The following is a 12933-nucleotide window of genomic DNA, read 5'->3' as shown; positions in this document are numbered from 1 at the left end:
ACCGGCCGGCGTACGGTCAGCGAGCTGAATCACCGGCCGGTCGTACGGTCGGTGGGTCAGGGCCGCGCGCCGGCCGTACGGTCAGCAGCGGCCGATCACGACCGTCGCCGGTAGGTCATCGTCCCGGGCCATCGCCGGGGCGAGGCCGGCCCCGGCCAGCGCCGACAACGCGGCGCCCGCCTGTTCGAGGCTGGTCTCCAGCAGCAGATGCCCACCCGGAGCCAGCCAGTCGCGGGCTCCGCTCGCGACCCGGCGCAGCACGTCGAGCCCGTCGGCACCGCCGTCCAGCGCCAGCAGCGGCTCGTGGATCCGCGCCTCCGGCGGCAGCAGGTCGACAGCCTCGGTGGGTACGTAGGGAACGTTGGCCACCAGCACGTCGACGTGCCCACGCAGCCGGGCGGGGAGTGGGTCGTACAGATCCCCGACGTACACCTGGGCGCCCAGCGCCGCGAGGTTGCGCCGCGCGCAGCGTACGGCGGCCGGCTCGATGTCCACGGCGTGCAGCACGACATCCTCGACGAGCGCGGCGATCGCCATTCCGATGGCGCCGCAGCCACAGGCCAGGTCCACGATCGTCGCCCCGGGTACGGCCACCGCCGCGGCCCGGCGTACCAGCAGTTCGGTCCGGCGACGCGGCACGAAGACCCCCGGGTCGACGGCGACCCGCAGCCCGCAGAAGTCGACCCAGCCGACGATGTGCTCCAACGGCAGCCCGGCGACCCGTCGGTCGACCATCGCCAGCAGCGCGGCCGGGCTCGCCGCGGAGTCGATCAGGAGTTCGGCCTCGTCCTCGGCGAACACACAGCCGGCGGCACGAAGCCGGTCGACGATCGTGGCCCGGCTCGGCGCCGGGATGGAACTGGACGCCGGAGCGTCGGTTGATTTCGACACGTACAACCCTTCGGAACGCCTGGGGCGCTCCCGCGGCTACCGTGGCCCGGTCTCGACCGGTGACGCCATCGGGCCGTGCGGTGGGAGCACCCCGCCGATCATGACGAGAATCGGTCCCACCTCCTCCGGTAGCCGTAGCTGTGGCTGTGGCTGACAACGTATCCCAGCATCGAATTCCGATGCCGGTGGGGCTCTCCGGGGCTCTCCCGAATTCGTGCCGTCTCCGCCCCGGTACGTGGTTCGGAACGATCATCGCCCGCACAGTTGTCGGCATGACTTCGCCTCGTCAACTCGCCGGGCGCCTCGCCGCCCTCTCCGCCCTCGTCATGCTCGGCGCCGGCTGCGGCGTCATCGACACCGTCCAGAACGCCGTCGACGCGGCCACCACGGTCACCGACTTCGCCGACCGGCTCGGCAAGTCCGCCGAACTCACCTTCACCGCCGAGTACAAGATCGTCGATAACCAGCAGACCAAGGCCAGCGACAAGCAGACCAACGTCACCGTCGCGCAGCAGCCGCCCAACTCGGCGCTGATCACCGGCGACGGTCGCCTGATCTTCACGCCGGAACACACGACAATCTGTGACGGCAAGGAGTGCAACCGGACTCCGAACACCGTGACCGCCACGACCGGACCGGACGCCACCGCCGTCGCCTCGGTCGCCGGTCCCGGCTTCGTCACCCCGGAACTGGCGCTCGGTCTGGTCACCGCCGCCGCGATGGTGCCGAACGCCGACGTGGGCACGTCGGAGCGGAAGATCGCCGGCCAGGACACACTCTGCGCGAACGTCACCGGGATCAGCGACCCGCTCGGCACCGCCGAGGGTACGCCGGGAGAACTCACCGTCTGCGTCACCGACTCGGGCCTGCTCGCCGCGTTCACCGGGCGGACCGAGACCGGTGAGGAGGTCGCCGTCGAACTCGTGAAGTACTCCGAGAAGGTCAACAAGTCGGCGTTCGCCCCGCCGGCCGGCGCGAAGGTCGTCGACGCGGGCGGCGCGCAGGGGTAGGCCGGGACGGATTCGGCGGGGCGGGATCGGGCCGGTCGGGCCGGTCCCGCCCCGCCGTCCGCCGTCGGCACGCCGGATGCGGCGGGCCGCCTCGCCGTGTCCGGCTGAAGGGTGCCCGGCTGAAGGGTGACCGGTGCCCGGTGACCAGTGACCGGTGCCGAGTGAATCTGGTCGGTTCGGTGAATCTGGTCGGTTCGGCCGCTGTCCCCGGCCCGGTCCGGCAGGCTCGATGCCGACGGGGGGTGGCGGCAGTGCGGGTGAGACTCGATGTCACGGTGTCCTCCCGGGGCGTCGCGACCCGGGTCGGCATCGCGGCGCTGGCGGCGGTTCCGGCCGTCGCCGTCCGGCTGTCCGGCGGTCATCTGCCGCCGTTGGTCGGGATTGCGGTCTTCGGGGTGGCGGTGCTGTCGGCGGTGGCGCTGCTGATGTGGGCCTCGGAGGTGGCCCGGGTGGACCTGCCCGGCAGTCTCGCGCTGGCGCTGCTCGCGCTGGTGGCGGTGCTCCCGGAGTACGCGATCGACATCTACTTCGCGTTCGCCGCCGGTTCCGATCCGGAGTTCGCGGCGTTCGCACTGGCGAACATGACCGGCGCCAACCGCCTGCTGATCGGGGTGGCCTGGCCGCTGCTGGTCTTCTTCGCCATCTGGGCCGTACGCCGACGCGGGCAGCCCGGCGACCGCAACGGCGTATGCCTGTCCCCGCACCGGCGGACCGAGACCGTGTACCTGCTGATGGCGACCGTGTACGCGCTGGTCATCCCGGTGACCGGCCGACTGGCCTGGTACGACACCGTGGTCCTGGGCGGACTCTACGCGCTCTACCTTTCCCGGGTCGGGCGGAGCGAACACGCCGAGGAGGGGCTGGTGGGGGTGGCGGCCACCCTCGCCGACCAGCCCACCACGCGGCGCCGGTTGACGGCCGCAGCACTGTTCGGCACGGCCGCGGTGGTGATCCTCAGCGCGGCCGAGCCCTTCGGCAAGTCTCTCGTCGAGGCCGGATCGACGCTGGGGATAGACGAGTTCCTGCTCGTGCAGTGGCTGGCTCCGGTCGCCTCCGAGGCCCCGGAGGTGATCGTGGCGGTGGCCTTCGCCCTGCGCGGTCGGGCCGACGACGGGCTGGGCGCCCTGCTGGCGGCGAAGCTCAACCAGTGGACCCTGCTCGTCGCCTGCCTACCGATCGCCTTCTACCTCGGTGGCGGGGAGTTCACCGGTCTGCCGCTGGACGACCGGCAGACCGAGGAGTTGTACCTCACCACCGCGCAGACCCTGCTCGGCGTCGCGGTCCTGTTGGATCTACGCATCTCCCGGAGCGAGGCGGCGCTGCTGCTTCTGCTGTTCGCGGTGCAGTTCGCCATACCGACACAGACGGTCCGCTACGCGGTCGCCGTCGCGTACGCGATCCTGGCCGGCATCCTGTTGCTCCGCCAGCGTCGGGAACTACCCACCCTGGTACGTGCGGCCTGGCCGACCGGTCGGGCGCGGCCTCGTACCTGAGGCCACGGCGCACCGGTCGGGTCCGGTGTCACGTTCCGCTGCGAACTCGATTGACTTTCCGCTGATCACTCGGATTTGCTTGCGTCGCCTTCAACATCAACTGGGAGTAGTGCACAAGTGGGCAGACGAATTCGCGCGGCCGTGCTGGCCGCGCTCACCATCGGGATCGCCGCCGGTTGCGGTGACGGCGCGGAGACGCCGTCGGCCGGCGGTGCGGCCTCGGCGAGCCCGAGTACGACGCCGGTGGCGCCAGGTCCTCCCTGGTACGACGACGTCGCGCCAGCGACGGCGGCCACCAAGGTCGGTCCGACGGGTACGTCCTGCGAGTTGCCGATCACCTTCGACCTGCCCGCGAAGTGGAAGGCCAAGCCGGTGGTGTTCAACCCGGACTTCGCCGAACTGATCCAGGTGGGCGGCTCCACCATGAGCTGCGAGATCGACGCGAAGCCGGCCGGCAACATCGGCTTCATGCGGGTCTGGGTCGTCGACCGGGGTGCCGTGATCGGCGCCCGCAAGGGCCTTGAGGAGTTCGTCGCCAAGTACGGCAAGCTCACGGACGTGCAGTACCGGGACACCAAGGCCGGTCCGCTGATCGCCACCGAGGTGACGTTCATGGAGGAGAGTGAACTGACCGGTGAGACCAAGCGGGGCCGGGCACTGGTGGTGGCGACCCGGTTCGGCACGATGCTGTTGACGCTGAGCGGTACCGATACCGAAGAGTTCGAGGCGATGTTCCCGGCGTTCCAACTCGCGAAGCAGACGGTCTCGGTGACCAGGTAGCGCGGATCCGCGTACCCGAACACCTCCTCTCGGCCGTACCGGTGGCCGGCGAGGAGGTGTTCGGCGTTCCGGGTCTGCTCGTACTGCTCGTACTGCTCGGTACGGCGCCCGGGTGGGCCGCGACTACCGGGTCCAGGTGGTCGGGCGACCGAGATAGCGCAGCAGCACCGCGACGTCGTCCGCGCCGGAATCGGTGTCCAGCGCCGGTGCGTAGGCGCCGTAGGCCCGCAGTGGCTCGACGATGTTGGTGGCGACCACCATCAGCGGACGAGCCAGTTCGGGGGTCAGCGGAGACGGCTGGCCGGTGGCCATGGCGATGTCCCAGGCGTGCACGGCGGCATCGAGCGCGCAGGCTCCGCCGGCGAGCCACGCCGGCATCGGCCCCTGCGGCAGTGGGTTCGCCACCGCCGGGGCGTCGTCCTCGACCGTCGCCCAGGCCTCGGCCGAGGCGTCCAGGGCCGGGTTCAGGATGGCCTGCGGCTCCCCGTCGATCTGGCCGGAGGGCGTGAAGGGGTTCTCCGACGGCCCCGGCCCGCCCGTGATCGCCGAGGTGAAGGCCATCTGGTCGCCGGTCGCGTGTTGGATGACCTGCGCCACCGACCACTGTTCGCAGGGTGTGCGCAGGTGCTGGTCCTCCGCTCCGACACCGGCAACGGCGTTACGCAGCGCGGTGTGGGCCTCGGCCAGCACGGCCCGCCAGTCCGAGATGGTGATCGTCCCGCTCATTCCCGTACCTCTCTCCACCGGCATTCGCCGGCATCGCAGGTCCCGCCTGGTCCTTCTCCAGCTTAGCAGAGCGGAACGATCCGTTCCACTAGCGGGCTGCGGTGTGACGTGGGGCGCTCACTGGCGGGCCAGGAGTGATCGGAGCGCCTTGACGACCTCGGCGGGGGCCTCCTCGGCCATGAAGTGACCGCAGGAAACGGTGGCGTGCTCCAGGTCCGAAGCCCAGGTGCGCCACAGCCCGGCCGCGTCGAAGCCGAGGGCGGCGCCCCAGTCCTGCTGGAGGACGGTCACCGGCATGCCCAGCCGGTTCCCGGCGGCCCGGTCGACGCGGTCCTGCTCGACGTCGATCCCGGCCGACGCTCGGTAGTCCGCGACGATGGAGGTGACGGCTTCGCGGGACGCCTTGAGGTAGGCGCTGCGCACCTCGGCGGGGATCGCGTCCGGGTTCCGGGTCCAGATGTCGAGGAAGTAGCCGAAGAAGGCGTCAGGGCTGGCGCCGATCAACTGCTCGGGCAGCCCCGGCGGCTGTGCCATCAGGTAGAGGTGGAAGCCGACGGCGGCGGAGGTGCCGTGCATGACGTCCCACATGTCCAGGGTGGGCAGCACGTCGAGCGAGGCGAGGTGGGTCACCGCGCCGGGGTGGTCGAGGCCGGCCCGGATGGCGACCAGGGCGCCACGGTCGTGCCCGGCCAGCGCGAACCGCTCGTGGCCCAGCGCACGCGCGAGCGCGACGACGTCGGCGGCCATGGTCCGCTTGGCGTACGCCGTCCCGTCGGCGTCGACGGGCTTGTCGCTGGCGCCGTAACCGCGAAGGTCCGGGCAGATCACGGTGTGGTCGGCGGCGAGGTCGGCCGCGACGTGCCGCCACATGAGATGGGTCTGCGGAAAGCCGTGCAGCAGCACGACAGGGCTGCCCGAGCCGCCGACGGCCACATTGAGGGAGACGCCGTCGGCGACGGCGACGCGCCGGTAGTCGAATCCGTTGATCCTCGGTTCCACGATGATGCCTTCCTGTTGTGCCCCGCGAGTTTCCTGTGACCCGCGTGGCTCCTGTTACGGGCGGGCCGTCGGTGACCCGAGTTCACCCGGCCCGTACCCGGTGCTGCGTCCAGCGTGGCCGGCGGTGGTCAGCGGCGGATCAGTGTCGGATGAGTGCGCTCCGCGTACTCGGGGTGCGGGCCGAATACCGGCCGTACGGCGCGGGCGGTGGCCGGGCGGGGACTGCCGGCGGAGACTGCCGGACGGGCGACCGCTGCTGCGTACATTGGGGGCCATGACCAGGCAGGCGACGGCGCAAGCGGTCGCCTTCGGCGTGCTCGGCCCGGTGGAGGCGGTGTCCGACCGTGGTCCCGTTCCGCTGAAGGGTCCTCGCCAGCGCGCGGTACTGGCACGCCTGCTGATCGCCCGGGGCAGGGTCGTACCGGTCGACCGGCTCGTCGACGATCTGTGGGACGTACCCCCGGACGGGGCGGTCGCGGCGATCCGTACCTTCGTGTCCGATCTGCGCCGTGCCCTGGAGCCTGATCGGCTCCCCCGGGAGCAGGCCCGACTGTTGGTGACCGCGCCACCCGGCTACGTGCTGCGCGCGGCACCCGACGGGGTGGACGCCTGGAGGTTCGAGGCGATGGTCGGCGAGTCCGCGCGGCTCCTGACGGCTGGCCAGGGTACGGAGGCGCTGGCGGGTCTGGACAAGGCGCTCGCCCTCTGGCGCGGACCCGCGTACGCCGAGGTCGCCGGGGAGATCTGGGCTCGAGCGGAGATCGACCGGCTGGACGAGCTGCGGTTGCTGGCCGTGGAGCGTCGGGCCGAGGCCCTGCTGCTGTTGGGACGGGCCACCGACGCCGCCTTTGAGCTCCAGGCCCACACGCAGGATCAACCGTTGCGCGAGGACGCCTGGCAGTTGCTGGCCACCGCCCTGTACCGGTCGGGCCGGCAGGGCGAGGCTCTCGCCGCCCTGCGCCGGGTCCGGCATACCCTTGCGACGGAACTCGGCCTCGATCCGGGGCCCCGGCTGCGGCAACTGGAGGCCGACATCCTCGCCCAGGCGCCGCATCTGCGCCCCGCCACCGCGCAGCCGCCCGCACAGCCCGCGACGCCGAGCGTCCCGACGCCTACCACGGATGACCTGCCGGCAGGACCGCGCGACCGCCCGGACCCCGCACTGGTCAGCGGGGACGAACAGCGCCCGTTCGTCGGCCGCGCCGAGGAACTGGCCCACCTGGAGCAGGTCGCCGCGACGGTCGTCCGGCACGCCCGCCCCACCCTCGCCCTGGTCTCGGGGGACGCGGGAACGGGCAAGACGGCGCTGGCCGAGGCGCTCACCGGACGGCTGGCCGCAGTTGGCTGGACGACGGCCTGGGGCCGCAGCCCCGAATACGACGGTGCCGCGATCGCCGGGCCGTGGACGCAGATAATCGACGCACTGACCGGGCCGGTCTCCGGGCCCGCCCGGGAACAGCCTGGTCGGGGCGACGCGGCAAACGCCCCACCAGCGGCCGGAGACCCGGCCGTGTCCCGGTTCCGCCTCCGCCACGCCGCGCTGTCGCGGCTGGCGACGGTCGCGGAGCAGCGGCCGTTGCTGCTCGTCGTCGACGACCTGCACCGAGCGGACGAGAGCACCCTGGATCTGCTGACGGCCCTCGTGGCGCAGCCGGCACCGGTCAACGGGCCGGTGCTGGTCGTCGGGACGTACCGGGCCACGGAGATCACTCCGGAACTGACTGCGGCGCTGGCCCGGAGCGCCCGTACCGAGCCCGTGCGGGTCTATCTGGGTGGGCTGTCCGAGACGGCCACCGCCGAGCTTGCCCGCGCGGTCGCCCGGCAGCCACTCGACGCGCCCACCGCACACCTGATCCACCGTCGCAGCGGCGGCAACCCGTTCTTCGTCCGGGAGTTGGCGCGGCTGGTCGCCGCCGAGGGCGCCGTGGCGGTACAGGAGGTACCGGCGGGTGTACGGGACGTGATCCGGCACCGCCTGAGCCGGCTGCCGGGCGCGGCGCGGACCGTGTTGCGGCAGGCCGCCGTGATCGGCCGGGACATCGACCCGGACGTACTGGTCGGACTGGTCGGCGACGAGGCGACGATGCTCGACGCCCTGGACTCCGCCCTGCAGGCCGGTTTCCTGACCGAACAGGCGCCCGGTGGGCAGCCACGCTTCACCCACATCCTGGTGCGCGACACGCTCTACGGCGACCTGTCCGCGCTGCGCCGAGCCCACTGGCACGCCGCCGTCGCCGAGGCGATCGAACGACTGCACCCGCAGGACGTCGCCGCCCTCGCCCACCACTTCCAGCACGCCGAGAGCCGCGCCACCGCGCCCCGGGCCGCACGGTACGCCCACGCCGCGGCGGAGCGGGCCGAACACCGCTCCAACCCGCACGAGGCCGTACGCCTGTGGCGACAGGCGATCACCGCCCACGACCGCGCCGACCGGAGGGACGTACCCGGACGCCTGGCGGCGGTCATGGGGCTGGGGCGTGCGCTCGCCGTGACCGGCCAACTGGGCGAGGCGCGGCGGCTCCGGGCCGAGGCGATCACCACGGTCGAGAGGCTCGACGACCCGCAGCTGACCGCGAACGTCATCGCCGCCTTCGGAGTGCCCGCCATCTGGACCCGAAACGACGACGAACACCTCTCCGCCCAGGTCGTCCGGGCCGCCGAACACGCCCTGGCCGGGCTCGGTGAGGACCAGCTCGCACACCGCAGCCGCCTGTTGAGCACGGTCGCGTTGGAGCTGCGCGGGACCACCACCGACCGCGGCCGCCGTGCGGCGCGGGAAGCCACGGCGATCGCCCGGCAGACAGCCGACCCGGCGCTGTTGGCCTTCGCCCTCAACGCGCGCTTCATGCACACGTTCCAGCGCCCCGGTCTGGCCGACGCACGTGCCCGGATCGGCACCGAACTGGTCGACCTCGCCGCCCGGCAGAAGCTGGTGACCTTCGAGGTGCTCGGCCACCTCATCCTGTTGCAGGCGCATGGCGCGCTCGGCGAGCTCACCACCGCCGACGCCCACGCGGAAGCCGCCGACCGCCTCGCCGACCGTTACGGCCTGCCATCGGTGAGCGTCTTCACCCGCTGGTACGCCGCCCTGCGCCTGGCCGTCGACGGTCGCCTCGCCGAGGCCGAGGCCGGATACCGCGCCGCGAACGCCCAGCTCGTCGGCGGCGGGATGCCGGGCATGGCCGAGGGCCTACTTCCGCTCGCCCTGCTGTCCCTGTCCCTCCAGACGTCGGCACCGTCCCTCCAGACGTCGGCACCGCTGACGGAGTGGGAGAACTGGAACTGGGGCCCGTACGAGCCGTGGACCCGTCCTCTGCTGCTGTTGGGCGCCGACCGTCGGGGCGAGGCCGCCGCCGCGCTGTCGCGGGTGCCGGAGTCACCCCACGACCTGCTCTGGGAAGTCCGCCTCTGCCTCGTCGGCCGAGCCGCCCTCGCCCTCGACGACCGCCCGACGATGCGGTACGTCCACACCCGGCTCCTGCCCGCCGCCAACGAGCTGGCCGGTGCGGGAAGTGGCGTACTCACGCTGGGGCCGGTGGCCCGGCATCTCGACGATCTCGCCGCCGCACTCCGGCGCTGACCTCCGCCCGAGCTGGTAGCCGCTGTCCTGTTCCTGCCTACCGTGATCTGTCACTGCCTGCCGTTCCTACCTCGGCCTCCACCAGGTCGAGCGACCTGCCGCCCGGTTGGCCAGACGAGCACTCGCATCGGCCGTACGCCGCCTTCCACTCGACGCCCCGGCTCCGCGTGACCCGCTACACGATCTGGTGGTTCCAGGTGACGACGGCTATTTTTCAGTCGTCTGCCACCCTCACAATCGATTGAGGAAACCTCGCCACGTGTCGAACATCGAAAAGCTCACCGGTGAACTCCGTGCATTGTCGACGGGCGTCGAGCGTGCGCAGGGCCAGGCGGCCGCCGCCGGCAATCAGGCGCAGGAGGTGGCCGCCCGGGCCGCCGGCGCCGGCTTCGTCGCCGTGGCGGCGGGCATGACCCGGGTACGGGACGCGATCAACGCCATCCAGGGCCGCCTCGGTGAACTCGGTGAACTGATCGCCGAGGCGACGAAGAGGACCGCCGCCGCCGTATCCCAGGGCGCCACCCCGGAGGAGACGATCAGCGGACTGGCGCCCGTGCAGAGCGCCCTCGACAACACCCGCGGCGTGGCGGCCCGGACCATCGAGCAGGCCACCGAGGCACAACAACTCGTCACCGCCATCCTGCAGGGCGGTCAACCCGGACCGATGCTCTCGGCACTGGAAAACATCAAACAGGTCCTGACCCAGGTCGCCCAACGCACCGGCACCGCTCACCAGCTCGTCAACGCGGCGATCGCCGAGGCGCGACAGCTCGGATCCTCGGGAAACTGACCGGGGCTCCCCGCGTAGCGGCCGCCTCCTCAACGCACCGGTTCCGGCGGCGGCTCGGGCGGCAGTTCCGGTAGCCGCTCATCCCCCACGAGCAGCGCCCCGAGCCGCGGATACCGGGCCGGTAACGCCGTCAGGTCCCGTTCCTCTCCCAAAGCCCCGATGAGGCGGAGCGCATCTGTCGCCAGAACGAGCGCGCCGACTTCCACAATCGCGCCGGTCGTCCCCTCCAGAATCGGGTCCATGAATGTCGTCCACTCCGGCAGCAGGACCCAGGACGCGTGCAGGCCGTCATCGAGCTGGACGACCGGCTTGGACCGGAGAAACTCCTCCCGATCCGCGGAGGCGTCGACGAACACCGGCATCGAGTACACCGGATCGGACTGGGCCGCCGCCAACAAGACCGGGTCCTGCACCAGCGTGGCATCGACGAGCCGCGCGAACGACGACGTCCACACGACCATGTGCCCGGTCGTGGTGCCATCGGGATGTACGACCGGCGGGCGCTTCCACACGCCCACCTCGGAGACCTCGGAGAACGTGTCGGTCACCCGGTAGAGCGTGGCGCAGGCAGCCACCGGCTCGGCCTCGAAGCCGAGATGCCGCAGCGCCCCACTGATCTGATAACTCGTCGGAACGCACGCGCCGACCGGCATGCCACTCTGCCTCTGGTGCAGCCCGGCGAGGACCGCGAGCAGTGGCACGACTTCCACCGGAGCCTCGACGAGCTGACCGAACATCGGACTGAACTCGTACACCGGCATCAACGCCGGCTCGTCGCCATGAGGCCGCCGACCATCCGGAACCCGGGTGGGCGGGATCATCCGCCGGATCGGCTCCCGCCGCTGCCGCCGGCTGCTCCGCTTCCGATCGCCCACCCGAACCTCCCCGGGCGAGCGCCCAACAACAATGGTCGATCGATGCTCGCACAGAAACACCCGAACGGAACAGACGCGACCGTCGACGAGACCAGAGCCGGCCCGGTCCTGCGTGACGACGAATCCGGCATCGTCGCGGTGTGCACGGCCTATCGAGACGCCCGCCGAGGATCGTGTGCCCGGTGTCACAGTGGTTGAGCTTGCACCCGCGTTCCGTGTTGGGTTGGCGTGGTGAGGTGTTGCGTCGTGGTCTGATTGCCGTTCGTCGGCGAAGTGTCCAGCGCATGCCGTCAGTTGGGTCGTGTGGTGGCGCTCGGCGTCGGTTTCTGGTGCTTGCGGTCTGTTGCGCCAGCGTGATTGTCGTGGTGATGGATATCGCCATCGTCAATGTGGCGTTGCCGGCGATCCGCCGGGATCTGCACGCCCCGGAGTCGGGCCTTCAGTGGACCGTCGACGCGTACACGCTGGTGTTGGCCAGCTTTCTGGTGCTGGCCGGCTCCACCGCGGACCGGATCGGTCGACGGCGTGCCTTTCAAATTGGCCTGGCTACCTTCGGGCTCGGGTCACTGCTGTGTAGCCTGGCGCCGAGCATCGGGTGGCTGGTCGCGGCGCGCGTCCTGCAGGCCGTGGGCGGCACCATGCTCAATCCGGTCGCGACGGCGATCGTCGCGACGACGTTTCCCGATCCGGTCGAGCGGGCCAGGGCCATTGGTGTGTTCAGCTCGATGACCGGGTTGTCGCAGGCGTTGGGGCCGGTCATCGGTGGTGCGCTGGTGCACAATTTCGGCTGGCGCTGGATTTTCTGGATCAACCTGCCGATCGTGGCCGTGGCGATGGTCTGCGCCGCGGTGTTCGTACCGGAGTCGCGCGCCGCCCGGGTTCGCCGTTTCGACCTGGTGGGTCAGTGTCTGCTGGTTCTCGTGCTGGGTGGTGTCGTCTACGCGATCATCGAGTCGCCGCGGTTGGGCTGGAATTCCCCGGTCATCGTCGGTCTGCTCGCTGCCGCTGCGCTCGGCCTGGTGGGAATCGTGCGCTACGAACCGCGCCGTGTCGATCCGTTGTTGGAGTTGCGGCTGTTTCGTAGTTTGCCGTTCAGCTCCGCGATTCTGATATCGCTGTTCGGCATGTGCGGTTTCGGTGCCTTCCTGTTTGTCACGACGCAGTATCTCCAGGACGTGCGGGGCATGTCGCCGTTGGAGGCCGGGTTGTGCCTGCTGCCGGTCGGGGTGGTCGTGGCGGTGGTGTCTCCGCTGGCGGGCCGGGTGGTCGCCGTACGCGGGCCGCGGCTGCCGTTGTCGGTGTCCGGGTTGGCGTTGGCGCTGGGTGCCGGTACGTCGATGTTGCTAGGGCCGGCCACGCCGTTGCCGGTTGTGCTCGTGAGTTATCTGCTGTTCGGGCTCTTTCTCGGGACCGTCATCGCGCCGGTGACCAATACGGCGGTGTCCGGGATGCCTGGCTCGATGGCTGCCTTGGCGGCCTCGTTGCCGTCTGCCGCCCGGCAGACCGGTACGGCTCTGGGCGTCGCGATCTCGGGAACCGTGGTGGCGTCGGCCTCGGCCCGGGGCGGGTTGGCGTTCACGAGCGCCGAGCGCGGCGTGTGGTGGCTGGTGCTGTTCCTCGGGGTCGCGGTCCTGGTCCTGGCGTTGAGCAGCACCGGGCAGTGGGCCGCGGCCAGTGCGAGACGCGCGGCGGCGCTGTTCCACGAGGTGGACCACGGCCCTGACCGCCGGCCTGTGGGGATGGCTGCGGAGTAACCCGACCTCACCCTGTCTCATTCGGTCGATCATCG

10 protein-coding genes are annotated in these 12933 nt (G+C 71.2%); 6 read left to right on the top strand and 4 right to left on the bottom strand.

The window, feature by feature from the left end; genetic code table 11:
- Positions 1-81: 81 nt before the first annotated feature.
- Positions 82-891, bottom strand: coding sequence for a putative protein N(5)-glutamine methyltransferase (locus ACFP2T_RS24280; protein ID WP_377425150.1), 810 nt, complete (start codon positions 889-891; stop codon positions 82-84).
- A gap of 272 nt (positions 892-1163) precedes the next feature.
- On the opposite strand from ACFP2T_RS24280, the gene ACFP2T_RS24275 reads away from it, so the two are divergent.
- The 3 genes from ACFP2T_RS24275 (at position 1164) to ACFP2T_RS24265 (ending at position 4174) form a co-directional block, all read left to right on the top strand.
- A complete protein-coding gene (locus tag ACFP2T_RS24275; RefSeq protein ID WP_377425148.1) occupies positions 1164-1901 on the top strand; it encodes a hypothetical protein in 738 nt (245 codons plus the stop codon).
- 251 nt (positions 1902-2152) lie between these two features.
- Positions 2153-3394 (top strand): sodium:proton exchanger, encoded by a 1242-nt coding sequence (locus ACFP2T_RS24270; RefSeq protein ID WP_377425146.1) that lies wholly within the window; start codon positions 2153-2155, stop codon positions 3392-3394.
- 117 nt (positions 3395-3511) lie between these two features.
- Entirely contained in the window at positions 3512-4174 is a 663-nt protein-coding gene (locus tag ACFP2T_RS24265) for a lipoprotein (RefSeq protein ID WP_377425145.1), read from the top strand.
- Positions 4175-4297: 123 nt separating this feature from the next.
- On the opposite strand, the gene ACFP2T_RS24260 is transcribed toward ACFP2T_RS24265, so the two are convergent.
- A complete protein-coding gene (locus ACFP2T_RS24260) occupies positions 4298-4900 on the bottom strand; it encodes a TIGR03086 family metal-binding protein (protein ID WP_377425144.1) in 603 nt (200 codons plus the stop codon).
- A 117-nt stretch (positions 4901-5017) separates the two neighbouring features.
- The gene (locus ACFP2T_RS24255; RefSeq protein WP_377425143.1) at positions 5018-5899 is read right to left on the bottom strand and encodes an alpha/beta fold hydrolase; all 882 of its coding nucleotides are present in this window, start codon (positions 5897-5899) and stop codon (positions 5018-5020) included.
- Between the two features lie 274 nt (positions 5900-6173).
- Here ACFP2T_RS24255 and ACFP2T_RS24250 point away from each other — a divergent pair, with 274 nt between their 5' ends.
- Complete coding sequence (locus ACFP2T_RS24250; RefSeq protein WP_377425142.1) at positions 6174-9479, top strand: BTAD domain-containing putative transcriptional regulator; 3306 nt, start codon at positions 6174-6176, stop codon at positions 9477-9479.
- Positions 9480-9738: 259 nt separating this feature from the next.
- Complete coding sequence (locus ACFP2T_RS24245; RefSeq protein WP_377425141.1) at positions 9739-10269, top strand: DUF6244 family protein; 531 nt, start codon at positions 9739-9741, stop codon at positions 10267-10269.
- A gap of 29 nt (positions 10270-10298) precedes the next feature.
- Here the strand turns inward: ACFP2T_RS24245 and ACFP2T_RS24240 are convergent, their stop codons facing one another.
- Positions 10299-10922: a hypothetical protein gene (locus tag ACFP2T_RS24240; RefSeq protein WP_377425139.1), complete on the bottom strand. Its 624-nt coding sequence runs from the start codon at positions 10920-10922 to the stop codon at positions 10299-10301.
- 506 nt (positions 10923-11428) lie between these two features.
- Here ACFP2T_RS24240 and ACFP2T_RS24235 point away from each other — a divergent pair.
- A complete protein-coding gene (locus ACFP2T_RS24235) occupies positions 11429-12898 on the top strand; it encodes an MFS transporter (RefSeq protein WP_377425233.1) in 1470 nt (489 codons plus the stop codon).
- The last annotated feature ends 35 nt before the right edge of the window (positions 12899-12933 follow it).

Source organism: Plantactinospora solaniradicis (genome assembly GCF_042658085.1).
In the GTDB taxonomy this organism is placed as follows: Bacteria; Actinomycetota; Actinomycetes; order Mycobacteriales; family Micromonosporaceae; genus Plantactinospora; species Plantactinospora solaniradicis.
This window is presented reverse-complemented; position numbering and strand designations above follow the sequence as displayed.

What these genes read in the sequence shown, in the direction of transcription:
- ACFP2T_RS24275 (WP_377425148.1), top strand. Translation starts at nt 1,164, where the DNA reads ATGACTTCGCCTCGTCAACTCGCCGGGCGCCTCGCCGCCCTCTCCGCC.
- ACFP2T_RS24260 (WP_377425144.1), bottom strand. Translation starts at nt 4,900, where the DNA reads ATGAGCGGGACGATCACCATCTCGGACTGGCGGGCCGTGCTGGCCGAG.
- ACFP2T_RS24250 (WP_377425142.1), top strand. Translation starts at nt 6,174, where the DNA reads ATGACCAGGCAGGCGACGGCGCAAGCGGTCGCCTTCGGCGTGCTCGGC.
- ACFP2T_RS24240 (WP_377425139.1), bottom strand. Translation starts at nt 10,922, where the DNA reads ATGCCGGTCGGCGCGTGCGTTCCGACGAGTTATCAGATCAGTGGGGCG.
- ACFP2T_RS24235 (WP_377425233.1), top strand. Translation starts at nt 11,429, where the DNA reads ATGCCGTCAGTTGGGTCGTGTGGTGGCGCTCGGCGTCGGTTTCTGGTG.